Source organism: Alteromonas sp. W12 (genome assembly GCF_001924945.1).
GTDB lineage: Bacteria > Pseudomonadota > Gammaproteobacteria > Enterobacterales > Alteromonadaceae > Alteromonas > Alteromonas macleodii.
The window spans coordinates 64,927-90,618 of sequence record NZ_LQXH01000014.1; the positions used below are offsets into that span (position 1 = coordinate 64,927).

The following is a 25,692-nucleotide window of genomic DNA, read 5'->3' on the forward strand; positions in this document are numbered from 1 at the left end:
TCCCTAGCGCATTTTTTTATTAACTAATTCATATAATCTGAACTAGTTGAGTTACTTGTCTGCAACTTTACCTTTTATTGTTACTTCTCGCATTAAGTGAATCGAGAAATTCACGCTTGGCTTTCAAAGCTTTCTCTAAACCGCGTTCATTAGGGTTATACAAGCGAGTTCCGGTAAGGCTTTCCGGAAAGTAAGACTCACCCGCGGCAAACGCGTTCGGCTCGTTGTGTGCATAGCGGTAACCATCGCCATGACCGAGCTCTTTCATAAGCGACGTAGGCGCATTGCGTAAATGCATGGGAACAGGTGCATCAGAGGTTTTACGTGCCAATGCTTTTGCTTCGTTAAACGCCATATATACCGCGTTACTTTTTGCAGCTAATGCACAATATACCGCAGCTTGCGCAATAGCGCGCTCGCCCTCTGCGGGCCCTACTCGGTGAAACGTGTCCCAGGCATTAATACAGAGCTGCATTGCTCTTGGGTCTGCATTACCAATGTCTTCAGACGCGATAGCAAGTAGACGTCTTCCTACATACAGCGCATCTCCCCCGCCATCGAGAATTCTTGCGTACCAGTAAAGGGCTGCGTCTGGATCTGAGCCTCTAACAGATTTATGAAACGCGGAGATTAGGTCGTAGAAGGTGTCGCCTTTGTTGTCGTAACTAGCAACTTTTTCGCCTACCGCATGCTCAACATCGCTTACGGTTATTTCGTTTGCTCCGGTGAAGTCGGCAGCAAGCTCTAAATAGGTGAGAAGACGACGTGCGTCGCCGCAACTTAAATCAATAAGCGCGTTTCTGGCTGTTTCTTCAATACCAAGGGCTCTGTCACCCAGACCTTTTTCGGTATCGCTCAGCGCTCTATCAATCAACTCTGACAGTGCTTCGTGTTCGAGTGTCTTTAGCACATAAACACGTACACGAGATAAAAGCGCTTTATTTAATTCGAACGAGGGATTCTCTGTCGTTGCGCCAATAAAGGTAACAACGCCAGACTCAACAAATGGAAGAAACGCGTCCTGCTGACTTTTGTTGAATCGGTGTACTTCATCAACAAACAACAAGGTTCGCTGGTTATAACGGGCGTTTTCTTCAGCCGTATCCATGGCGGCTCTGATGTCTTTTACCCCAGAGGTAACCGCAGAAATACGCAATACAGATGCGTTGGTGTATTGAGCAATGAGTTCAGCAAGGGTAGTTTTACCGGTACCGGGCGGCCCCCACAAAATCATAGAATGACAGTGACCCGCCTCTAACATTTTACGTAGAGGCTTACCTTCGCCAAGTAAGTGTTCTTGACCGCTGTACTGCTCTATGGTGACCGGGCGCATTCGCGCCGCGAGGGGCGCGAAATCTTGATTAACGCTGGTCATCAATTATGAAGCTGTCTGGAATATCAACTGAGAACGTATCAGCGGGCACTGGAAAACGCGTTTCAATATTACTGAACACCAAAGTGCTGATTTGCTGTTGCGCATCGAGCATATTAAGCGAAGCGAGTTCACTGTCTTGGTTAAAGGTTAATGTAAGCGTTGCGATTTGGCCGCCCTGTTCCTTAGGCGTGATTTGGTAGCTTTTTGTTACGCTCACACCATTGATGTTGTCTGCCGCGCCATTTTCAGGTGTTACGGCCGATGAACCGCTATTTAATTGACTGATAGAGAACTTTGACCACGTTGCTTCATCTGTCGATGTAAGCAAAACAATAGGGTTATCTTTAATCGCATTGTCTTGAGATAGGACTGTTACCTGCTCTACGAAGGTATCCACATTCCAAACCGCTTCGCCATCGGCAACCAAAAGGGTTTCATCAGGAAACGTTGTTTCCCAGCGAAGCTTATTGGGGCGGGTCATGGTCAGCGTGCCTTGTGCTTCGTGAACGACATTTTGCTGTGCATCGACTACTGTCTGCGCAAAGCTTGCACGAAACTGCTTCATATTGCTTAACAAAGCCTGTAGTGAAGTACTCGCAGAATCATTGATAAGCGATGAAGTTTTAGGCTGACTAGTGTTTACTGTGGCATTAGCCTGAATAGCGTCATGAGCACTGACTACCTCGTCAGCATTGTTCTTGCCATTAGTTGAACCTGTTGTATCTAATTCTACCGCAGCGTTAGCAGCAGTCATTGCTGTACCTGCCGTTACCAATGCACTCACAAAATAAACCGAAACTGCTTTATTCATTTATTCAATCCATTCGTTATTCTTTGTGGGGCGGCGGTGCAAGAACCTCACGGTTCCCGTTGTGCCCCTGTGCACTTACGACACCACTCATTTCCATTTGTTCAACCAAGCGCGCAGCCCGATTGTAACCAATTCTAAACTTACGCTGCACACTCGACACACTAGCTCGACGTGTTTCAGTAACAAACGCCACGGCTTCATCATAGAAGGCATCAAATTCTTGATCCTCACCCTCAGGCTGTTCGCCTGGCAGTAAGACTTCAGCCGTCGCTTCGCCATTCAGGATCTCATCAATGTATTCAGGCTCACCACGTTTCTGCCAGTCTGCAACTACAGCATGTACTTCGTGATCATCCACAAATGCACCGTGAACACGGGTTGGCACAGGGCTACCAGGAGGCAGATAAAGCATGTCACCCATCCCTAGCAAAGTTTCTGCGCCTTGTTGGTCTAGAATTGTTCTTGAGTCTATTTTACTAGAAACTTGGAATGCACAACGGGTTGGAATGTTGGCCTTGATCAGACCTGTAATAACATCTACAGATGGACGCTGTGTGGCAAGGATAAGATGGATGCCCGCAGCACGTGCTTTCTGTGCGATACGTGCGATAAGCTCTTCCACTTTTTTGCCCACTATCATCATCATGTCGGCAAATTCATCGACCACTACCACGATAGCAGGAAGCTTGGCTAAGTCAGGCGCTTCAGCATCCATACTTTCTTCATTCTTCCACAGTGGGTCCTTTATTGGTGTGCCATTAGCAATAGCTTCTTCTACTTTCGCGTTATAGCCTTTTAGGTTACGCACGCCAAGAGCGCTCATTAGACGATAACGACGCTCCATCTCACCCACGCACCAACGAAGGGCATTGGCGGCTTCTTTCATGTCGGTAACCACTTCAGCAAGCAAGTGAGGTATGCCTTCATAAACGGAAAGCTCAAGCATTTTCGGGTCAATCATGATCATGCGAACATCTTCTGGCGTGCTCTTATAAAGCAAACTAAGAATCATAACGTTCACACCTACAGATTTACCTGAACCTGTAGTACCCGCAACCAAAAGGTGAGGCATTTTGGCTAAATCGACCACCACTGGCTGACCTGAAATATCAGCGCCCAACACCATGGTTAATGGTGATTTATTAGACTGAAAAGTATCGCAGCTAATAACTTCGCTCAGCCGCACCATTTCACGTTTTTTATTCGGCAGTTCTAAGCCAATTACTGACTTACCCGGAATAACTTCCACTACACGCACCGAGATAGCTGACATAGCGCGGGCTAAGTCTTTCGACAGTCCTGAGATCTTGCTCACTTTTACCCCAGGTGCTAAATCAAGCTCAAACCGGGTAATAACAGGGCCAGGGAACACGCCAACCACCGTCGCTTCAATGTTAAAGTCAGCCAGTTTTTCCTCTACCAAACGAGAAATACCTTCAATTTCTTCTGGCGTAAGCGGGTTTTCATGTTTGTCGGCACGTTCAAGTAAATCAAAGGACGGCATAGGTGGTAAATCAGGATCTACTTCACCTGCCCTCGCCTTCACGGGTTTAGCACCTAGTGCAGCAGGAGTAAATGATTGGTTAGCACCTTGACTCGCTCCCTGAGTTTCAACAGTTTGCGACTGTAGCGTTTCCGTATTTGGTTCGCTACCTTCAACAGATGGCGCGCTGTTATTTGCAGAAGTTATTGGCTTGCTTCCAGTTTCGTAAGGCAAGTCTTCATCAAACTCTTCTAAGTCGTCAAAGTTAATATGCGGACTTTGCTGTGCTTGGTGTTTATGCTCATGTTGACTGCTATCATCTTCTGACTGAACTGAGTCATCTTGGCTCGATTTACCCAAACCCACTTTGTCTTTAAAGCTACCCGTAACCGCACTACGCATACCTGACAATGAGAACGACGACTTTTTCGTCTCAGCTATATCTACATCTGTACTTGATGCCGCATCGTCTTCCTCGGCGTTGACAGTATCGGCGGGATTAGATTGAGCAGACTTGTCTCCGTTATAGGTATAAAACGGCGGTTCATCATCTACATTGTCAATGCCAAAGGTAGGCTCACTGCGTGATGGCGTAGTTTTCTGTGTCTGTGATGGTTTTGTCTGTGCAGTAGAAGCCAAAGGTTCAGCGCGCATACTGGTAATATCTAGCTCTGCACCTTCGTCGCCACTTTGATTAGACGATTTGTTAGCTAGGGCTAGTCGCGGCATTTCAAATGCTAACAAACTCTGAGGTGCTGAAAGAGTCTTACGTCCCAACCACAGCGTACCTTCCCCTAACCTGTCGATAATAGTGAGCCAGCTAATACCCGTTAGTAAGGTAAAGCCCGTACAGAAGAAACAAAGAAGTAACAAAATTGTGCCAGCGGTATTGAAGTAAGGCACTAGCGCTGAACTAATTACGTCGCCAACAAAACCGCCGGCTGAAAAGTTGTAAATGTCGTCAAAATTAATACTGGCGATACCCGTTGCACCGAGGGCCATCAACAGCCCACCAATAATTCTTAAACCAATAGTAAGGTAATCGAATTCATCGAGTTCTTTAATGTGCTGGAATAGAAACCACCCTAAGAAGGCGGAGCCGAAAGGCAGTAAATACGCTAAAAAACCAAATGAGAATAGCAGAAGATCAGCGACCCACGCCCCTGTTGCTCCAACCCAGTTGTGAACGTCGAGTTGTAATCCAGCCTGACTCCAACCTGGGTCTCCTGGATGAAAAGATGCTAGTGCCAGCAATAAGAAGAAGGCGAAAACACAGGCGATAATCATACCTGCTTCCCACACTCGCTGAACCCCTGTTAATCGCGCCATAACCCTAAAAAACCTTCAATTTCCATCGCATGTATTACCGCAGATAGCTTTTTACCCTATGCGGTAACCGCAGTACTAACCGCAACAAAGAGCTTAGCGAACTCTTTGCTATTCCTACATAATTATTATTGATTTACTTTTTGGTAAGTTACTGAGCGCACAACTGAATTAATACACCCATCCCCTACCCTGTGCTTTAGCGTGCTGTTAATCCTTTGATAAAACACAAACACTGTATTTTTGCACAGCCTACCACAAAACCACACTATTGAGCCACGCTTTCATTACTTCAAATTAATGCGCAGCGACGATGTACTTTTTACTTCTTCCATCACAACGTACGTCCGCGACTCACTTACTCCGGGCAAGCGCAATAAAGTATCACCTAATAATTTCCTATAACTTCCCATATCTGCAACGCGTGCTTTAAGAAGGAAGTCAAAATCTCCGGACACCAGGTGACATTCTTGTATATCGTCATGCAGTTTTACCGCAGCAGAAAATTCTGCAAAGATATCTACCGATGTTTTCGTTAACGTAATCTCTACGAACACAAGCATAGCTGCGCCGAGCTTTTCTGGGTCAACGACAGCATGATATCCTTTTATATAGCCCTGAGCCTCCAGCCTCTTAACTCTCTCAAGACAAGGGCTGGGACTTAATCCCACTTCTTTAGCAAGTTCGACGTTTGATATACGCCCGTTTTTCTGTAACTGTACCAGGATATTCCTGTCTATTCGGTCTAGGTGTTTTGGTGTCTTTACCAGCATATAAAATATCTTAAAAGCATCTTTTAGGAGAATTATATGCTACAAACGCCCATTCTTCAGCAGATAGTTCGTTTTTTTATCACGTATACTCCGCAAATATGTTCACGTGCTTCAAAGCCGAACACTATTTATCAAAAGTTCAACCAGAGCCGCTTAGAAGCTCACTATAAGATTGAGGACTATACATGTTAGTTGGTGTACCAAAAGAAATTAAGAACCACGAATACCGTGTTGGCTTGACGCCAGCAGCTGTAAAAGAGTTTGTTAGCCACGGTCACAGCGTTTTAGTGGAAACGAACGCAGGTGACGCAATAGGTTTCACTAACGAAATGTATGTCGAAGCAGGCGCAGCCATTGCATCAACGGCTGAGCAAGTGTTTGCTGAAGCAGAAATGATCGTAAAAGTTAAAGAGCCTCAGCCTAACGAGTGTAAAATGCTTCGTAAAGGCCAGACACTATACACCTATCTACATTTAGCGCCTGATCCTACGCAAACAAAGCTGCTTGTTGAGTCTGGTGCAACTTGTATCGCATATGAAACAGTGACTGACGACCGCGGTGGGCTTCCACTACTAGCACCAATGAGTGAAGTAGCTGGCCGTATGTCGGTTCAAGCTGGCGCGCACTACCTTGAAAAAGCACACGGCGGTAGCGGTACACTTCTTGGTGGCGTTCCGGGTGTAGCACCAGGTAAAGTACTAGTTATCGGTGGTGGTGTTGTTGGTACTAACGCAGCAAAAATGGCACTAGGCCTTGGTGCTGACGTTACTATTCTTGACCGCTCGCTTCCTCGCCTTCGTCAAATCGATGATATCTTTAACGGACAAGTAAAAACGGTTTACTCAACCGTTGACGCTATCGAGCACTACTCTTCAAAAGCTGACCTTGTTGTTGGTGCGGTACTAATTCCTGGTGCAGCAGCTCCGAAACTTCTTACTCGCGAACAAATTAAAGCAATGAAACCTGGTTCAGTGCTTGTTGATGTTGCTATCGACCAAGGTGGATGCTTTGAAACATCGAAAGCGACCACACACCAAGACCCTGTATATGTTGTTGACGATGTAGTTCACTACTGTGTTGCAAACATGCCTGGTGGCGTTGCGCGTACTTCTACGATGGCACTTAACAATGCCACATTGCCATTTGGTCTAGCCCTAGCTAACAAAGGACCAGCGAAAGCAATGCTGGAAGACAAGCATTTGCTTAACGGCCTAAACGTGCACGAAGGTAAGGTAACGTACAAAGCTGTAGTTGACGCACTAGGTGAAGAACTAGGTCTAACCTATACACCAGCTGAAGTAGCGCTTAAAGGCGAATAACTTCTAAAGATTAGTCTCGGGTGGGCCTCTGGCCATGCCCTTGAATAAGAAAATCGGAATAAAAAAGCTCGGTATGTGAACATCACATCCGAGCTTTTTTGTATTCGAAATAAGTCTAACCGTTTATTGATGCGTTTACTGCTTTCAGTACGGCAATAGGGTCTTCCGCTTTAGTGATAGGTCTTCCCATAACTAAATAGCTCACGCCAGCTTTCATAGCATCGGGAGGCGTCATGACGCGCTTTTGATCACCAGCATCTGCGCCTACTGGGCGAATACCTGGTGTAACTAGCAGAAAATCGTCGCTGTGTTTTTCGCGTAATGCGCTGGCTTCCTGTGCCGAGCAGACAATGCCGTCTAATCCCGCTTTTTCTGTTAGTGCCGCCAGACGCAGCACTTGTTGCTCTGGTGTCACACCGCTTACTACATCTGCCAACTGCGCTTCATCCATGCTGGTAAGAACGGTAACCGCAATAAGTTTAGTTTGAGGGTTGCTGCTTGTTGCAATCGCCTCTTTAGCTGCTTGCATCATAGGTAGGCCGCCCGATGCATGTACGTTTACCATCCATACACCCAGCTCCGCCGCTGCTTTACACGCTTTCGCTACAGTATTTGGAATGTCATGGAATTTAAGATCCAAGAAAACGTCAAAGCCTTTAGCGATTAGCGCTTTTACGAATTCCGGTCCAAATAAGGTGAACATCTCCTTGCCCACTTTTAGCTTGCACAAGCTTGAATCTAATTTATCAACAAACGCCAATGCAGTGTCTTTATTGTCATAGTCTAATGCAACAATAACGCGTGGGTCATGCATGTTCTTTTATTCTCCGTCTAGCCCTTTGATAGGTTTTACTACGCCCCACTTTTTACAGCTAGGGCATAACCAATATAATTTTCGACCGGAAAAGCCACAGCTGCCACAGCGGTATTTAGGGCGCTGCAACATTTGCTTTTCCACCAATTCTTTAAGTAAGCGTAAGCTATCAGCCGTGGTTTTATCTGAAAGCTGGTCAATGTAAAGCCCCATAAGGGTTTTAAAGCCGCGCATAGTCGGGCGTTTGCGAAGTTGCTCAAGTAAGTACTCAGCCGCCTGTGCCGTTTCACCGCGCTTCATAAGCACATCAACCATGGCTAAATAGGACGTAGCACACTCTTGCCAGTGTGCTTCTAAGTTCTTCTGAAAACTTTCCCAGTCGTCAGTTTCTTCAGCAATTTTTTCCAAACTAGGTACGGCTTCGCTGAACCAGTTGATATCGCGTTCGGCCACTTGCGTAAAGTACGCGTTGGCATCAGTAAAGCGTTTTTGATCAAGCGCTATATCACCTAACATAAGCCACGGCCTAACCGCATGTTCGTCGGCGTTTACCGCTTTTTGTAATAAGGTCAATGCCGCCCCTTGGCTATCGTTCTTCAACTCAACCGATGCTTGTTCACAATAAAAGTGTGCAAGGCGTTCGCACAAATCATCATTGTCACCATGACACTGCACCATACGTTCGGCTAATTCGATGGCTCTTTCCCACTCTTTCGTGGTCTGGTAGATACTGAAAAGTTGCTGTTGAGCTACAAGGTAGTGTTTATCGCTGTTAAGCAGTTGAAGAAAAGCATTTTCAGCACGCTCTAGAAAGCCCGCTTGTGTGTAGTCGTGACCAAGCTCCCTCAGAGCATTTTCTCGTTGAGCCGGCTGGAGCTCATCACGGCTAACTAAATTCTGGTGGACTTTAATTGCGCGGTCTATTTCGCCTCGGTGACGGAAAAAGCTCCCCATCGCGATATGCGTCTCTACTGTATCGCTATTCACGTTAATCATTTTGATTAGCGTATCGACTGCTTTATCAGGTTGGTCTGAAAGAAGGAAGTTTAGCCCCTTGTAATAATGCTTAGATAGAATGCTAGACTGCTTTCGCTGCGCTTGACGGACACTATTTCGGCCCATTATCCAGCCGTAACCTGCCGCAACAGGCAAAAGGAGAAACAGCAGTTCGAGCATTAGTGTTCTTGTTCCAGACTCTGTATTTTAGACTGCGCAGACATCAGCTGAACACGCAATTTTAGCCAGCTCATTAGCATTACCAAAATACCAATACCAACGCCTATTGAAAGTGTTATCGCTATTAACGTTGATAAGCGAAGATTCGCCTGAGCAATTAAATAATTAACTGTTACTTGTGCTTCATTTTGAGAGCCAATGACAAACGCGATCGCGAGCAGAACCAAAATGATAAGAAACGTTAGGATCCCTTTCAACACTCAACCCTTTTTTGTTGATTTATTTACAAGAATAGCAAAATGCGAAAAGAGATAACACTAAAAGCGTAAGTGAAATGATGTTATACCAATCTGCATCGATAATTGCCCATTCAGAAGGCTCTGGCATTAAGCCGCACCTTCGCTTTCTAGATCCTGTCGTTGGGGTTTGGCAATAAGATTGTCTACCACTAAATCGTGGTGAAGGGCTGACATATTAGTAATAAAAATACAGTGTGTATAACCCGCCTGCATTGTTTCGAGCTTGTCATACATGGCTTTGTCTAGCTTTGATAGCTGGGCAAGACGCTTCTTAGTTAACGGCGTTATCGCACCATGACATCGGATAGCAGTGACATCTGTGGCGCTGAGATGTATTTTTTCTTCATCTAATTGAGTTTTTATCTGTGTTCGCAACTTAGAAAAAAGGAAGTCGCGTTCTTTTATATACACTAAGCGGCTGTCGCTCTTTCTAACGCAGTGAACTACTAACGCTTGTTCAGATGTTTCTTTGAACATAGCCTCTAAAATTTGAGACTTGGGCTTAGCCTGCCCTTTGTCTGCAAAAAAGCCGTGCAGCGGGATAATATTTTGTGTACGAGAGAAAGGATAAAGATCGTCAGATGCGTCACTTTGATAAACAGTTTTGAGCCTGTCTAAGGTAAAGCGGTTCATCACACATAGTACCGATAAAGACGGCATATGCCTAACCGCCAATTCCCAGATATAACGGTGAGTTGAGCGTTGAATACGCGCAATATCTCTTACTTTGAAATACGCGGTATTTTCTTCAACCATATGATCGACGCTCGAGCTCACTTTAGCCTTACGTGTATCTTCAACAAGACACAACCTCACCACGCCTGTTTCCGCTTGGTAGTGCACAACCTTATATTTTTCACCTTTAATTTTCAGTTCCGGTACTGAAACACGAATTTCCTTTTGTAGCTCACTTTTCGGTGCAACGATTAACTTCATCCCGCTTGCACTTAGATCTGCAACCCGCGCATCAATCGATGTCAGCAGTCCAACTTTAATAGAGGCAGGTTTATCAATAACGTAACGTGTCTCACTACGTCTATCTAAATCCTCTTCCATTACATAATCAATTCGCCAATTATTGCCGCTAGCCCTCAAGGTTTTTGACAAGGGTTTGAAATCGCATTTTGCTGAAAGAGTCAGATTAGTAAGATAAGCAGACACGTCTTTACAGTAAAGAACATGGGAGATCTGCGCCAGTTGCTCAAATTCTTTACTGGCAATATCGTGAATAGCAAACGCTTTTTGTTTATCTTCTCGCGTCACGCTATCAAGTCGACAATGGGTACAGATGAAGTCGCCACTTTTGGCAAGAAGATAAACCAACGCGTTAAGCTGTTTTAATGCCAGCAGTTGTCTATGCGTCGCTGTTATTTGAACGTTACCATTTTTGGTTTTGATGTTGCCATGAAAGACATACGCTTCATTGTACTTGCGCAGCTCGTCAACTAACGTCGCGAAGATAGGCTTATCTTGTAGGCTAGCCAATAGTTTTTCGGCGTCGTTATGCTCGACATTGGCTTTGGTAAACAGGGCAATAATGGGCTTAAGCGACTTCTTCTCTGGCGCGAGAAACACGGGCAACCACGGGCTATTTTCAAGTATTCGGTCGCGTTCTAGCTCTTGCATGGCGCGTTCTATTTCTAAATCACGCTGCAAAGGCTGTTTATAAGCAGTAATCGCTACATATCGTTTAAGAGTTGCAAGAAAGCCTTTATCCACGTCGTCTTGAAAAACAAACGATGTCTCATACTTTCCTAAGTGCTTGTTGTATTTTACCGACTCTAGTTCAAGCGTTATTTCAGTCGGTTCTTTAGTAAGTCCTTTAACTTCAGGAATAGTGAACGTAATAATGTCACCAGTAGAAGCGTTCGGTGGCCTTTTCGTTTCAAGAGCAATGCCTTTGTGTGACATCGAACTGATTGAACAATGACGGCCTTTCTCAAAATCGGGGGAAGAAATAGTAAAATTTGGGCGAATAGCGATGTCATCGCCGAAATCTATATCAGTAAACGATTGGCTTTCAACATTAAAAGCATCGACAATTTTTTTGAACTGTTCTTTTTTTATTTGGTTTTGGTAGAAGTCTGAGTTCATTACTGACTCAAACACGCCTACCGTATATCTGTCTTGATAAAGTGATGTTTCGTTTTTGAGTATCTGCGCGCCGACTTTATCAAGGCGCATTTGAACCCCGAAGTGCTTGAATTTCATGACGGGGAATTGAGCAAAGGCAGAGTTATCAGCAGGAGCGTCGGTTAACGACGTTAATCGAACAACCTCTTCTTTTACTACTTTTCGAACACTACTAGGTAGACGCTTCGAAAACTTGTTAATTCCTTCTAACAGCTTGTTTTGTTGTTCATAAGGGATTAACGCGCGAATGAGCGGCTGGTATTGTTTTATTATTGCTTGTTCGTCGCCGGCTGACATTACTTCTATGAATACCGTTTATTATTATTTGAACAATATATAACCCTATTCGAGTTGGGGTCAATAGGTATCAAAAATTAAACGAAAGTATATCAGCAATAACGAGCGCCTTATTTTAGCTAAGGGAAATAGACTATTGAATTTTGCTAAATAACAATAAGGCAGCAGACACAAAAAAGCCGCTTTTCAGCGGCTTTTAAAATGCATTATGCGATTGAGGCGTCTACCCTTTCGCGAAGCTCTTTACCAGGCTTAAAGTGCGGTACATATTTACCGTCAAGTTTCACTGTCTCACCCGTTTTTGGGTTTCTACCTACGCGTGGAGCGCGGTAGTGAAGAGAGAAACTGCCAAAACCTCTAATTTCAATACGCTCACCCTTTTGGAGAGTTTGCGCCATTTGCTCTAGAAGTTCTTTTATCGCCAGCTCAAGTTCCTTCGCCGGAATATGACGCGCTTGATCCGCGAGCCGTTCAATTAATTCAGACTTGGTCATGCTTAACCTCATTGTCAATATTATTGTTTAAACAGCTATCGCGAATTGGGTGTGCATCTGCACACCCACAAAAGCATTATTCGCCTTTAGCAGCTTTAAATGCTTCTGCCATCGCGTTAGCGAAACCAACATCTTCTTGCTGGTTAACTTTATCGATAGCTTCTTTTTCGTCAGCCTGATCTTTCGCTTTAACAGATAGGTTAACAGTGCGGTTCTTACGGTCAACGCCCATGAACTTCGCTTCGATGCTATCACCAACGCTTGCTACTTCTGTTGCGTCTTCAACACGCTCTACAGCAAGATCTGCAACGCGGATGTAGCCGTCAACTTCTTCAGCTAGGTTTACAGTAACGCCTTTCGCATCAACTGCTGTTACTGTACCAGTAACGATAGCACCTTTCTTGTTATCTGTCAGATACTTGTTGAAAGGATCTTCTTCGATTTGCTTAACGCCAAGAGAGATACGCTCACGCTCTGGGTCGACTTGAAGTACAACTGCAGAGATTTCGTCGCCTTTCTTGTAGTCGCGAACCGCGTCTTCGCCAGACTTGTTCCAGCTGATGTCAGAAAGGTGAACTAGACCGTCGATGCCGCCGTCAAGACCGATGAAGATACCGAAGTCAGTGATTGACTTGATCTTACCAGACACTTTGTCACCTTTTTCGTGTGACTCAGCAAATGTTTCCCAAGGGTTAGCAATGCACTGCTTAAGACCTAGAGAAATACGACGACGCTCTTCGTCAATTTCAAGAACCATTACATCTACAGTGTCACCTAGGTTAACAACTTTAGATGGGTGGATGTTCTTGTTGGTCCAATCCATTTCAGAAACGTGTACAAGACCTTCAACGCCGTCTTCGATTTCAACGAAGCAGCCGTAGTCAGTAAGGTTAGTAACCTGACCGTTGATCTTAGTACCTTCTGGGTAACGAGAAGCAATTTCTTGCCATGGATCGTTGCCCATTTGCTTCATGCCAAGAGAAACGCGCTGCTTCTCTTTGTCGAACTTAAGTACTTTAACGTTGATTTCGTCACCAACATTCACGATTTCACTTGGGTGCTTAACGCGCTTCCAAGCCATATCAGTGATGTGTAGAAGACCGTCTACGCCACCAAGGTCAACGAACGCACCGTAATCGGTAAGGTTCTTAACGATACCCTTGATTTCATGACCTTCTTCAAGGTTAGCAAGAAGCGTTTCGCGCTCTGCGCTGCTTTCTGCTTCGATAACTGCACGACGAGAAACAACAACGTTGTTACGCTTAGCGTCAAGCTTGATAACTTTAAATTCAAGCTCTTTGCCTTCAAGGTGCGTAGTGTCACGTACTGGACGTACGTCAACAAGAGAACCAGGAAGGAACGCGCGTACACTGTTAACTTCAACAGTGAAACCGCCTTTAACTTTACCGTTGATAACGCCTTTGATAGTAGCTTTATCTTCGTAAGCTTTTTCCAGCTCAACCCACGCTTCGTGACGCTTCGCTTTTTCGCGAGAAAGGATAGTTTCACCGAAACCATCTTCAACTGCATCTAGTGCTACGTCTACTTGGTCACCGATAGCGATTTCTAGTTCGCCTTCAGCGTTTTTGAATTGGTCAGCTGGGATAGCACTTTCTGATTTCAAGCCTGCATCAACAAGAACGATGTCTTTGTCGATAGAAACAACAGTACCTTTTACAATTGAACCAGGACGTGTTTCTAGTTCTTGTAAGCTTTCTTCAAAAAGTTGTGCAAAATTTTCAGTCATAAGTCTCAAATAACTTTTAAGTTGATATCCACGCTTCTTATCCGGATAACGCGGGGTTATTAAAATTAGTCGCCACTCCCTGTAGCAACACTGCTTTGGATGCGATCAGCTCTCGTCATTAAAGGCGTGAGGAAATAATATCCATCGCTTTTTCAAAGACTTGGTCAATATCCAAGTCCGTTGAATCTATAATTACTGCATCTTGTGCCGGTACCAAAGGAGCCACTGCACGCTGTGTATCGCGCTCGTCTCTTGCCTTGATATCGGTTAAAAGGCGCGCAATATTAACATCCATGCCCTTTGCTTTCAACTGGCTATAGCGGCGTTCTGCACGGGCTTCTGCGCTTGCTGTAAGGAAAATCTTTACAGGCGCTTCGGGAAATACCACTGTACCCATGTCGCGACCGTCGGCAACAAGACCAGGATCTTGTTGGAAAGCACGCTGTCTGCGAAGTAGTGCTTCGCGAACCCGGGGTAATGCCGCAACTTTTGACGCCACGGCGCCAACTTCTTCGGTGCGAATATCGTCAGTAACGTCTTCGCCTTCTAAGATTATGCGAGTGCTATCGCCATTCGTCTCGAAACTAACATCAAGACCGGTTGCTAGAGGAACAACACATTCTTCATCATCACACGGAAGGTCGTGGTGAAGTGCAGCAACTGCTAATACGCGGTAAATTGCGCCGCTATCTAGAAAGTGCCACCCTAATTTCTTTGCCAGCAAGCTACTTAACGTACCTTTACCAGCACCACTAGGACCGTCAACCGTGACTACGGGTGTGGAATGCATACCTGCTCCATCGTTTAAATTACTAAAAATCGCGCGCAATTATACGCTTTAGTGAGAGATAAGCAATGCCGCCTCTAATTGGCGGCATTGAAGTTCAGGTTAAACCTGATTCAGATCAATGGGGCAAGTAAGGCGATTACCGGCATTGCCTACCATTATTTAAGAGGAATATTTTTTGAGCCTTTACGCGCTATACAGTGTTTTAAAGCGGGTAAAGTAGTCTGGGAACGTTTTGCGCGTGCAGCCCGGGTCGTTTATTGTTACCGGCGTATCGCTTAACGCAACAAGCGAGAAGCACATGGCAATGCGATGGTCGTTATACGTGTCTATCTCAGCATGTTTTAGCGACTCAGTTGGCCACACTTTAATATAGTCATGCCCTTCTTCCACTTTCGCTCCCAACTTTTGAAGCTCGGTGGCCATAGCCGCAAGACGGTCTGTTTCCTTAACACGCCAGTTATAAATATTAGTCATGGTCGTTGGACCTTCAGCAAACAATGCCGTAGTCGCGATGGTCATGGCCGCATCTGGAATATGGTTCATATCCATGTTCACGCCTTTAAGCGGCGCACCCGTTATTTCAACATACTCATCGTTCCAAACCACCGTTGCACCCATGGCCTCAAGTACATCAGCAAAACGAATGTCACCTTGAATGCTGTTCTGGCCAATTCCGGTTACGCGTACCGTTCCACCTTTAATGGCACCGGCTGCAAGGAAGTAAGATGCTGACGATGCATCGCCTTCAACCATAAATTTACCCGGCGCAATATACTTAGCGTCACCAGAAACCGTGAACGTTTGGTAGTTATCATTTTCAACAGTAACGCCAAACTTCGCCATGGTATCTAACGTGATATCGATATAAGGTTTAGAAACCAACTCACCTTTTATACGAATAGTCACATCACCAGAAAATAACGGCGCAGCCATTAAAAGGGCTGTTAAAAACTGGCTAGATACACTGCCGTCCACCGACATTTCGCCACCGTTTAAAGTTTTACCTTTAATTTGAAGCGGCGGGAAACCTTCGTTTTTGAGGTAGGTTACTTCAGCATCAGCTTCGCGCAACGCATCCACTAAATCACCAATTGGACGCTCTTCCATGCGAGGTTCACCGGTAAGTACCGTATCAACGTTACTTGCAGCAAGTGCCGCGCACAAAGGTCGCATTGCGGTACCGGCATTGCCTAGGAAAAGCTCTAAGGGCTCAGCTACGTTGAACGCGCCACCGTTACCTTGTACGACACATTGCGTTTTGTCTTCGCTCAAGCGATAGTTAATGCCTAATTTAGTGAGTGCATTGAGCATATGCTCAATATCTTCGCTATCAAGCAAGTTAGTTAATTCAGTTTCACCTTCAGCTAACGCGGCTAGTAGTAGTGCGCGGTTAGACAGACTTTTTGAGCCAGGTACATTGACCTCTCCCGATACTTTTGCAATCGGGTCTAATGTTAACTGCTCCATTTTATCCATTCACTCTTTCAAATTCGCGCATAAATTCAACTAGCGCAACAATGCCCTCTACTGGCATTGCATTATAAATACTGGCACGCATGCCCCCAACTGAACGATGCCCTTTAAGAGCAAGTAACCCTGCTTCTTGTGACTGTTTAAGGAACAATCCGTCAAGTTCAGCATTGGCTAAATGAAACGGCACGTTCATTTTTGAACGGTTGTCAGGGTGAACTTTACTTGAATAGAAGTCAGAGCTGTCGATAGCTGAATACAATAACGCCGCCTTTTCAGCATTGCGTTTAGCCATAGCGTCAACGCCGCCCATATCTTTAAGCCATTCAAATACAAGCCCCGCTAAGTACCAGGAGAACGTTGGCGGTGTGTTGTACATAGAGTCAGACTTTGCCGCTAATGCATAATCGAAGATAGACGGCGTTTCTTTACGTGCTTTGCCAACTAGGTCTTCGCGAACAATAACAACTGATAAGCCGCTTGGGCCGATATTCTTTTGTGCCCCAGCGTATATAACGCCATGCTTTGCTACATCTAACGGCTGTGACAATATAGTCGAAGACATATCAGAAACCAGCGGAACCTTGCCCGACTCTGGTAGCCAATCAAAAGCGATTCCATCAACGGTTTCATTTGGACAGAAATGGTAATACGCGGCAGATTGATCAATATCGCTCAGCTGAGGCTGCGCAACGTAGTGACAGCCGTCTTTTTCAGACACTTCACCCACCACTTTGGCGTGGTTATATTTGTTTGCTTCGTCAACGGCACCTTTAGACCAAGAACCGCTGACTAAGTGAAGACTGGTATCGTTAGCGTTGGATAAGTTGAGTGGTACAGCGGCAAATTGCCCACGCCCACCACCGTGCGTGAACAGCACATGGTAGTTGGAAGGAATGGACAATAAATCTCGCAAATCTTGCTCAGCTTTTGCCGCTATTTCAATGAAGTCTTTACCACGATGGCTTACTTCCATTACAGAGCAGCCTAGATCGCGCCAATTTGTAAATTCTGATTGTGCTTTTTCCATAACTTCTTTTGGAAGCATAGCCGGGCCAGCACTAAAATTAAAAACCTCTTTCATCGCGTTTTTCAACACCTGTAGATAATTACCGTTTAACTCGCTTTGTTTTGAACGTTTTGCGGGTCTATTAGGTAAACAAGCGGCTTAAGCCGCTTGTTTGAAAGAACACTGATAATACGCAAGTGTGAATACCTGCGCCCTATCCCTACTCTTCTGTCGTTGAGCCGTCACCGTCTACTGCGGTGTTCTCTTGCTCTTGAACAGCAGTTTCTGCTTGTTCTGGCGCATCGTCTGAAATGATTAGGTTACCGTCTTCGTCGAATTCTTGTAACTCTTCCACTTCTTCAATGCGTTGTAACCCTACAACGTGCTCACCTTCTACTGTACGTATTAAGCGAACGCCTTGTGTGTTACGGCCTACTACTGACACTTCGCCTACACGTGTACGAACCAGTGTGCCTTGGTCACTAATAAGCATAATTTCATTGGTTTCGTCTACTTGAACCGCGCCAACCACTTTACCATTACGCTCAGACACCTTAATTGATACAACACCTTGTGTCGCACGGCTCTTAGCAGGGTAATCTTCAAGCGGAGTACGCTTACCGAAACCATTCTCTGTTGCTGTCAGGATTGGGCCGTCGCCTTTAGGAACAATAAGTGATACCACTTTTTGACCATCTTGCAGACGAATACCGCGAACACCTGTGGCTGTTCTTCCCATAGGACGAAGTGCCAGAAGCTCTTCACCCGTCTCTGGGTCACGCTTAACTTCACCGGTTTCGCTGTCGCGAAGCTTCTCGTTGAAGCGAACCACTTTACCTGCATCAGAGAACAACATTATGTCGTCATCACCGTGAGTGATATCAACACCAATCAGCTCATCACCTTCGTTCAGGTTAACGGCGATAATACCGCTTGAACGTGGTCGAGAGTATAGGCTCAGGTCAGTCTTTTTAACCGTACCGTTTGCCGTCGCCATCAGTACAAACTTGCCTTCTTCAAACTCTTTAATAGGAAGAATAGCAGTAATACGTTCGTTTTCTTCAAGCGGTAGGATGTTAACAATTGGGCGTCCGCGCGCGTTACGGCTAGCAAACGGCAACTGATATACTTTCAACCAGTACAAGCGACCACGGGTTGAGAAGCAAAGTATGTGATCGTGAGTATTAGCTACCAATAATCTTTCGATGAAATCTTCATCTTTCATCTTGGTTGCTGACTTACCACGGCCACCACGACGCTGTGCTTCGTAGTCTGTAAGCTTTTGATATTTCACATAACCTTCGCGAGAAAGCGTTACTACAACATCTTCTTGCTCTATAAGATCTTCAATATCAATATCGTGACTTGCTGCCGTAATTTCAGTACGACGCTCATCACCAAATTCATCACGTACTTTTTCAAGTTCTTCTTGAATCACTTCCATCAAACGCTCTGGGCTGTTTAGGATGTGAAGAAGTTCTGCGATGATCTCTAGAAGTTGCTTATACTCTTCTAGAATTTTCTCGTGCTCAAGACCTGTTAGCTTGTGTAAGCGAAGGTCAAGAATAGCTTGCGCTTGCTGTTCTGTCAGGTAGTACTTGCCGTCGCGAATACCAAATTCTGGCATTAACCAGTCAGGACGTGCAGCGTCATCGCCTGCACGCTCAAGCATTTGCGCTACATCACCTAAGTCCCAACCTTGTGCTACAAGCGATTTCTTGGCGTCTGCTGGGCTTTGTGACGCTTTAATCAACTCGATAATTGGGTCGATGTTCGCAAGCGCTATCGCCAAACCTTCAAGAATGTGAGCGCGGTCACGGGCTTTACGTAATTCAAAAACAGTACGACGTGTTACTACTTCACGGCGGTGAAGAATAAAGCATTCTAGCGTTTCTTTAAGGTTGAATACCTTAGGCTGACCGTTATCAAGCGCAACCATGTTAATACCGAATACCGTTTGAAGCTGGGTATTCGCGTATAAATGATTAAGTAGGACTTCAGCAGATTCGTTGCGTTTAACTTCGATAACAATGCGCATACCGTCTTTATCAGACTCGTCTCGCAGTGCAGAAACGCCTTCGATGCGCTTTTCTTTTACCAGTTCAGCAATCTTTTCAATAAGACGCGCTTTGTTAACCTGGTAAGGGATCTCGTTAACAACAATGGTTTCTTTACCGTTGCTGTCAGTTTCAATTTCCGCCTTAGCACGAAGATAAATTTTACCGCGACCTGTGCGATACGCATCTTCAATTCCCTTGCGCCCGCTGATCATCGCCGCCGTTGGGAAATCTGGACCTGGAATGTGTGTCATCAAGTCGTCGATGGTAATAGACGGGTCTTGAATTAACGCTACGCAGCCGTTGATTACTTCGGTGAGGTTATGTGGCGGAATATTCGTCGCCATACCAACCGCGATACCCGATGAACCGTTAACAAGAAGGTTAGGCACCTTCGTTGGTAATACTTCAGGAATATGCTCTGTACCATCGTAGTTAGGTACGAAATCTACGGTCTCTTTATCTAAATCGGCAAGTAACTCGTGCGCAATTTTAGCCATGCGAACTTCGGTATAACGCATCGCAGCAGCAGAGTCGCCGTCTACCGATCCGAAGTTACCTTGACCGTCTACTAGCATATAGCGAAGTGAGAACGGTTGGGCCATACGAACAATAGTGTCGTAAACTGCAGAGTCACCGTGAGGGTGATATTTACCAATTACGTCACCTACCACACGGGCAGATTTTTTGTATGGCTTGTTAAAGTCGTTTTTCAGTTCGTTCATTGCGAACAGCACACGACGGTGCACTGGCTTCAAGCCATCTCTTACGTCAGGCAAGGCTCGCCCGACAATAACGCTCATCGCGTAATCAAGGTAAGAGTTCTTTAACTCTTCCTCAATATTAACGGGGAGGATTTCTTTAGCGTTATCAGACATAAACTGCTTAATCCCTTTATCTTGGTTTGTTCTGCGTTATCCAGCACTTCGCTTCACATCATTGTGAAAACAAGGCGTGGGAGCGCACTGTTATTATTATGTGGGTCATAATCGTGCTTCGAGTGTACCACTTGATGACAGAATTATGTAGCGCTTAATTACGCTTATTAATCAACTAAAAGGCAAGCGATTATTTTTCGTTCGACCCTTCTTATAATTTGTCTATTTCTGTTTAAAAACAGTGAAACACAACCTCGATTTACGATATCTTAAAAAGAGATAGATTAAGGATTGTTTTACTCATGACGAACGTCGATCAACAAGAAATCAATAAGTTCTCTGAACTCGCTTCACGCTGGTGGGATCCAGAAGGCGAATTTAAGCCATTGCACCTTATTAACCCACTTCGCTTAGACTTCATTAATCAACACAGTGAAGGCCTGTTTGACAAAAAGGTCGTCGATATTGGCTGTGGTGGCGGTATTTTAGCAGAGTCTATGGCGCGTGCAGGCGCGACGGTAACCGGCTTGGATATGGCTGAAGCGTCGTTAGAAGTAGCGAAGCTGCACGGTTTAGAATCAGGGGTAAAAGTTGACTACGTATGTTCAACTGCCGAAGCATTCGCAGAAGCAAATGCGGGACAGTTCGACGTGGTAACCTGTATGGAAATGTTAGAGCATGTACCCGACCCGGCTTCTGTTGTATTGGCCTGTGCTAAGTTGGTTAAGCCTGGTGGCCATGTTTTCTTTTCTACGCTTAACCGAAACCTAAAGTCGTATCTGATGGGGATCGTGGGAGCGGAATATATCCTTAAACTGGTTCCAAAGGGCACCCACGATCACAGTAAGTTCATCAAACCATCTGAACTTATGGCGATGACCGATCATGCTGGTTTGCTGCCTCGAGATATGACAGGTCTACACATGGACCCAATTTCTCAAGGCTTTTATCTCTCTGCGAATAATGTCGACGTTAACTACTTACTATATACAGTAGCGCAAAATTAATTTAACACTATATATTGGGTTGCGGCGATATTTTAAACACCATATATCGTGTTTATATAAAAACTATTTTCTAAGAATAAATTAATTTTTATGTCGAAGAAATTATTAAAAATGCTTGCAATCCAGATATTTTACGCTTGTAGAACGCTAAAAAGTTAGTTGTTACTAACATAAATTTCATGCCAGATTGAGTGCTTGAAATACCACCAGATATTGGGTTGCATTAAGACTAAAACCTCACTATCTTGTGTTTAATTCAGCACGTGATCCCAATGCAGATTTTCTGGGATCGCACAGATCGCTAACGAGATTATGGCAATGCCATATGCAGTGTGTGACATCAACCTCGCTGAAAATATAAATGCAGTGAAAAAATTAAATGAGCAGTCTCTACTTTGTACTTTCGGTATTGGTTTAGGCCGCTTTCGTGTGTGTTGTTATCTGGCGTGAGCCAATGGTGATAATCTCACTCACACTCAATAAATTAAAAATGAAAATGGGCATAACATAGCCCACGCATCAAGCGCTAACAGACAAACGGCCAGTAACATGAACAACAACTTATTAGTCACCAAACGCAACGGTGAAAAAGAGTCCATCGACTTAGAGAAAATCCACAAAGTCGTGACATGGGCAGCCAAAGGACTTAAAAACGTTTCAGTTTCACAAGTTGAAATCAAGGCACAAATCCAGTTTTATGATGGTATCAATACTAGCGAGATCCATGAAACCCTGATCAAATCAGCGGCAGATCTTATTTCTACCGATGCGCCAGATTATCAATACCTAGCTGCGCGCTTGGCCATTTTCCACCTTCGCAAAAAAGCCTATGGTCAATTTGAGCCGCCTGCCCTACTTGAGCATGTAGGTAAGATGGTTGATATGGGCAAATACGATAAGCACTTGCTTGAAGACTACACGCCTGAAGAATTTGCTGAAATGGACTCGTATATCGACCATTGGCGAGACATGAACTTCAGCTACGCTGCAGTTAAACAGCTTGAAGGTAAATACCTGGTTCAAAACCGAGTTACAGGTGAAATCTACGAAAGTGCACAGTTCCTATATATCTTAGTGGCGGCATGCCTTTTCGCAAATTACGATAAAGCGACGCGTATGGACTACATCCGCCGCTTCTATGATGCCGCTTCAACATTCAAGCTGTCATTGCCTACACCTATTATGGCTGGCGTACGTACGCCTACTCGCCAGTTTAGCTCATGTGTACTTATCGAAACCGGCGACAGCTTAGATTCAATCAATGCAACGGCAAGTGCCATTGTTAAATACGTAAGCCAGCGCGCTGGTATCGGTGTAAATGCAGGCCGTATACGCGCACTAGGTAGCCCTATTCGCGGCGGTGAAGCATTCCATACGGGTTGTATTCCGTTCTACAAATACTTCCAAACAGCCGTTAAAAGCTGTTCACAAGGTGGTGTTCGTGGTGGCGCTGCTACGCTGTTCTACCCTATCTGGCATATGGAAGTTGAGTCACTGTTAGTGCTTAAGAACAACCGTGGTGTTGAAGAAAACCGTGTACGTCACCTAGATTACGGCGTTCAGTTCAACAAACTAATGTACCAGCGCATGATGAAAGACGGCTATATCTCACTATTTAGCCCATCTGACGTACCTGGTCTTTACGATGCTTTCTTTGCTGACCAAGAGAAGTTTGAAGAGCTATACGTTAAATACGAAAACGACGACAGCATCCGTAAAAAGCAAATTAAAGCCATGGAGCTATTCAGCTTGTTCATGCAAGAGCGTGCAAGCACAGGTCGTATTTACCTACAAAACGTTGACCACTGTAATACGCACAGCCCGTTTAACCCAGAAGTTGCGCCAGTTCGTCAGAGCAACCTGTGCCTTGAAATTGCGCTACCTACCAAGCCGCTTCAGCACGTTAATGATGAGAATGGTGAAATTGCACTATGTACGCTTTCAGCGTTTAACTTAGGTGCGATTAAGTCACTGGACGAGTTTGAAGAGTTGTCTGACCTTGCAGTACGTGCGCTAGATAACCTGCTTGACTACCAGGACTACCCAGTTCCTGCTGCATATAACGCAACGATGGGACGTCGTACGCTGGGTGTTGGTGTTATCAACTTTGCATACTACCTTGCTAAAAATGGCGTTAAATATTCTGATCACAGCGCGAACGGTCTAGTTCACCGCACGTTCGAAGCAATGCAGTATTACCTATTAAAAGCGTCGAACAATCTTGCTAAAGAAAAAGGTGCGTGTCCTAAGTTTAACGAAACCACCTATTCTCAAGGCATCATGCCAATTGATAGCTATAAGAAAGATCTTGATAGCGTATGTAATGAACCACTTCACTACGACTGGGATGCACTTCGTGAAGAAATCAAAACTCACGGTTTGCGTAACTCTACGCTGTCAGCATTAATGCCGTCAGAGACGTCTTCTCAGATTTCTAACGCGACAAACGGCATTGAGCCACCGCGTGGTTTTATCAGCATTAAGTCGAGCAAAGATGGTGTACTTAAGCAAGTTGTACCTGAGTACGAAACGCTAAGAGACCAATACGAGCTACTTTGGGATATTCCTTCAAACGATGGTTACCTACAACTTGTTGGTATCATGCAGAAGTTTATCGACCAAACTATCTCAGCGAATACCAACTACGATCCAAGCCGTTACGAAGGTAACAAGGTACCAATGAAGCTTCTTCTTAAGGATCTTCTTACTACGTATAAACTGGGCGTTAAAACACTTTACTATCATAACACTCGCGACGGCGCGTCAGACACATCTGCTCTCGATGCTAAAGCGAGCGAGCCTATGCCACGTCAAGAAGAAGTGGTTGTAGAGGAAGATGATGATTGTGCAGGTGGTGCGTGTAAGATTTAGAACACGCCCCTGTTTAAATGGCAAATGCATAAAAGGAGTTAACTGCATTTGCCATTAACGTTTCGCAGCAAGAACACAAACAATAATACGCGTTAATCATTAAGTTTTTAGTTAGGCCATCATGAAATACACTACGTTTAATCAGCAAAGTACTAATCCATTGATCGAGCCGATGTTTTTCGGTAACCCCGTAAACGTTGCACGCTACGACCAGCAAAAGCATGCCATATTCGAAAAGCTTATTGAGAAGCAAATTAGCTTTTTTTGGCGCCCTGAAGAAGTTGACGTTTCTCGCGACCGTGTTGATTTCCAAAAATTGACCGACCCAGAAAAGCACATCTTTATTTCAAACCTTAAGTACCAAACCCTGTTAGATTCGGTGCAAGGCCGTAGTCCGAACATCGCGTTCTTGCCTATTATTTCACTACCAGAGTTAGAAACTTGGGTTGAAACATGGTCTTTCTTCGAGACTATTCACTCACGTTCGTATACCCATATTTTGAGAAACTTGTTCTCAGACCCAAGCGAAATATTCGAAGATATCGTAGTGAATGACGAAATTAAGCGACGTGCTGCTGATATTTCTAAATATTACGATGATCTCATTTTCGCCACTCAGCTTTGGCAGACACAGGGTGAAGGCGTACATACAGTGAATGGTGTTGCACACACTATCAACATGTATGAGCTTAAGAAGAAACTTTACCTATGCATGAACTCGGTGAACGCACTGGAAGCAATCCGTTTCTACGTGTCTTTTGCCTGCACATTCGCTTTCGCTGAGCGGAAGCTGATGGAAGGTAATTCTAAGATTATTCGTTTGATTGCCCGTGACGAGAATCTGCACTTATCTTCAACACAGCATATCCTTAATTTGTGGGCTAAGGGTAAAGATGACCCTGAAATGGCGCAAATTGCAGAAGAGTGTAAAGAAGAAGCGCGCGCTATCTTCATGAACGCTGTTGAGCAAGAAAAGCAGTGGGCTGACTACTTGTTCCAAAACGGCTCAATGATTGGTTTGAATAAAGAAATTCTTTGCCAGTACGTTGAGTACATTGCGAATCAACGTATGTCTGCTATTGGTCTAGACACCCCGTTCGAGATAAGCAGTAATCCACTTCCATGGATGAATAACTATTTGAATTCAGACAACGTGCAAGTGGCACCTCAAGAGTCTGAAATCAGCTCTTATCTTGTTGGTCAAATCGACTCTGCCGTGAGCGAAGACGACTTTGCTGATTTTGAGCTGTAAAACTACAGCTTAATGAGCAGCAACGATAAATCACTCCGCATCGACGTTGTCGATGTGGGGGCGATTATTTCCCCTTCTGATTCCACTATCTTAAACGCCCTTGAAGCAGCGGACGTTCATATTCACTACCATTGTCGTGAAGGCTTTTGTGGTGCATGCCGCACAAAGCTAATTGAAGGCGAAGTTGAGTACACCACAGATCCCCTCGCCTTCATTGACGACGATGAAATTCTTCCTTGTTGTTGCGTGGCTAAATGCCCGCTAAAAATAAAAGTACCGCTGTAAAATCTTCATTCATCGTTCTCACTATC

The 25,692-nt window shown here is 44.8% G+C and carries 19 protein-coding genes; 5 read left to right on the plus strand and 14 right to left on the minus strand.

Features of this window, described 5'->3' with window-relative positions; translation table 11 throughout:
* Positions 1-67 precede the first annotated feature (67 nt).
* The 4 genes from AWH61_RS19610 to lrp all read right to left on the minus strand — a co-directional run bounded on the left by AWH61_RS19610 (position 68) and on the right by lrp (position 5,768).
* The gene (locus AWH61_RS19610) at positions 68-1,375 is read right to left on the minus strand and encodes a replication-associated recombination protein A (RefSeq protein ID WP_075177989.1); all 1,308 of its coding nucleotides are present in this window, start codon (positions 1,373-1,375) and stop codon (positions 68-70) included.
* Entirely contained in the window at positions 1,362-2,186 is an 825-nt protein-coding gene (gene lolA, locus AWH61_RS19615) for an outer membrane lipoprotein periplasmic chaperone LolA (protein ID WP_075177990.1), read from the minus strand. The genes AWH61_RS19610 and lolA overlap by 14 nt, the downstream gene beginning before the upstream one ends.
* 16 nt (positions 2,187-2,202) lie before the next feature.
* Positions 2,203-4,998: a DNA translocase FtsK gene (locus AWH61_RS20335; RefSeq protein ID WP_075177991.1), complete on the minus strand. Its 2,796-nt coding sequence runs from the start codon at positions 4,996-4,998 to the stop codon at positions 2,203-2,205.
* A 284-nt stretch (positions 4,999-5,282) separates the two neighbouring features.
* Positions 5,283-5,768: a leucine-responsive transcriptional regulator Lrp gene (gene lrp / locus AWH61_RS19625; RefSeq protein WP_014949635.1), complete on the minus strand. Its 486-nt coding sequence runs from the start codon at positions 5,766-5,768 to the stop codon at positions 5,283-5,285.
* Between the two features lie 185 nt (positions 5,769-5,953).
* Here lrp and ald point away from each other — a divergent pair, with 185 nt between their 5' ends.
* Positions 5,954-7,087, plus strand: a complete 1,134-nt coding sequence (gene ald / locus AWH61_RS19630; RefSeq protein WP_014979403.1) for an alanine dehydrogenase — start codon at positions 5,954-5,956, stop codon at positions 7,085-7,087.
* A gap of 115 nt (positions 7,088-7,202) precedes the next feature.
* On the opposite strand, the gene pyrF is transcribed toward ald, so the two are convergent.
* From pyrF to gyrA, 10 genes are all read right to left on the minus strand, one after another.
* Positions 7,203-7,901 (minus strand): orotidine-5'-phosphate decarboxylase, encoded by a 699-nt coding sequence (gene pyrF, locus AWH61_RS19635; protein WP_039234640.1) that lies wholly within the window; start codon positions 7,899-7,901, stop codon positions 7,203-7,205.
* 6 nt (positions 7,902-7,907) lie between these two features.
* Complete coding sequence (gene lapB, locus AWH61_RS19640) at positions 7,908-9,077, minus strand: lipopolysaccharide assembly protein LapB (protein ID WP_014949638.1); 1,170 nt, start codon at positions 9,075-9,077, stop codon at positions 7,908-7,910.
* Positions 9,077-9,334 carry a LapA family protein gene (locus tag AWH61_RS19645; protein WP_014949639.1) on the minus strand — a complete coding sequence of 86 codons (258 nt, stop codon included), beginning with the start codon at positions 9,332-9,334 and terminating at the stop codon, positions 9,077-9,079. The genes lapB and AWH61_RS19645 overlap by 1 nt, the downstream gene beginning before the upstream one ends.
* A 129-nt stretch (positions 9,335-9,463) precedes the next feature.
* Positions 9,464-11,806: a PilZ domain-containing protein gene (locus tag AWH61_RS19650; RefSeq protein ID WP_014949640.1), complete on the minus strand. Its 2,343-nt coding sequence runs from the start codon at positions 11,804-11,806 to the stop codon at positions 9,464-9,466.
* Between the two features lie 206 nt (positions 11,807-12,012).
* Positions 12,013-12,300, minus strand: a complete 288-nt coding sequence (gene ihfB, locus AWH61_RS19655; RefSeq protein ID WP_014949641.1) for an integration host factor subunit beta — start codon at positions 12,298-12,300, stop codon at positions 12,013-12,015.
* A gap of 76 nt (positions 12,301-12,376) precedes the next feature.
* Positions 12,377-14,047, minus strand: a complete 1,671-nt coding sequence (rpsA, locus tag AWH61_RS19660; RefSeq protein ID WP_014949642.1) for a 30S ribosomal protein S1 — start codon at positions 14,045-14,047, stop codon at positions 12,377-12,379.
* Positions 14,048-14,165: 118 nt separating this feature from the next.
* Positions 14,166-14,837, minus strand: coding sequence for a (d)CMP kinase (gene cmk / locus AWH61_RS19665; protein ID WP_039227644.1), 672 nt, complete (start codon positions 14,835-14,837; stop codon positions 14,166-14,168).
* Between the two features lie 183 nt (positions 14,838-15,020).
* Positions 15,021-16,304 carry a 3-phosphoshikimate 1-carboxyvinyltransferase gene (aroA, locus tag AWH61_RS19670; protein ID WP_075178018.1) on the minus strand — a complete coding sequence of 428 codons (1,284 nt, stop codon included), beginning with the start codon at positions 16,302-16,304 and terminating at the stop codon, positions 15,021-15,023.
* Position 16,305: 1 nt separating this feature from the next.
* Positions 16,306-17,391 (minus strand): 3-phosphoserine/phosphohydroxythreonine transaminase, encoded by a 1,086-nt coding sequence (gene serC, locus AWH61_RS19675; protein WP_014949645.1) that lies wholly within the window; start codon positions 17,389-17,391, stop codon positions 16,306-16,308.
* Between the two features lie 145 nt (positions 17,392-17,536).
* Complete coding sequence (gene gyrA, locus AWH61_RS19680) at positions 17,537-20,251, minus strand: DNA topoisomerase (ATP-hydrolyzing) subunit A (RefSeq protein ID WP_075177992.1); 2,715 nt, start codon at positions 20,249-20,251, stop codon at positions 17,537-17,539.
* Between the two features lie 302 nt (positions 20,252-20,553).
* Here gyrA and ubiG point away from each other — a divergent pair, with 302 nt between their 5' ends.
* The 4 genes from ubiG to yfaE all read left to right on the plus strand — a co-directional run bounded on the left by ubiG (position 20,554) and on the right by yfaE (position 25,666).
* Positions 20,554-21,258: a bifunctional 2-polyprenyl-6-hydroxyphenol methylase/3-demethylubiquinol 3-O-methyltransferase UbiG gene (gene ubiG / locus AWH61_RS19685; protein WP_014949647.1), complete on the plus strand. Its 705-nt coding sequence runs from the start codon at positions 20,554-20,556 to the stop codon at positions 21,256-21,258.
* Between the two features lie 549 nt (positions 21,259-21,807).
* Complete coding sequence (gene nrdA, locus AWH61_RS19690) at positions 21,808-24,129, plus strand: class 1a ribonucleoside-diphosphate reductase subunit alpha (protein ID WP_014949648.1); 2,322 nt, start codon at positions 21,808-21,810, stop codon at positions 24,127-24,129.
* A gap of 121 nt (positions 24,130-24,250) precedes the next feature.
* Complete coding sequence (nrdB, locus tag AWH61_RS19695) at positions 24,251-25,381, plus strand: class Ia ribonucleoside-diphosphate reductase subunit beta (protein WP_014949649.1); 1,131 nt, start codon at positions 24,251-24,253, stop codon at positions 25,379-25,381.
* 12 nt (positions 25,382-25,393) lie between these two features.
* Entirely contained in the window at positions 25,394-25,666 is a 273-nt protein-coding gene (gene yfaE, locus AWH61_RS19700) for a class I ribonucleotide reductase maintenance protein YfaE (RefSeq protein WP_014949650.1), read from the plus strand.
* Positions 25,667-25,692 lie beyond the last annotated feature (26 nt).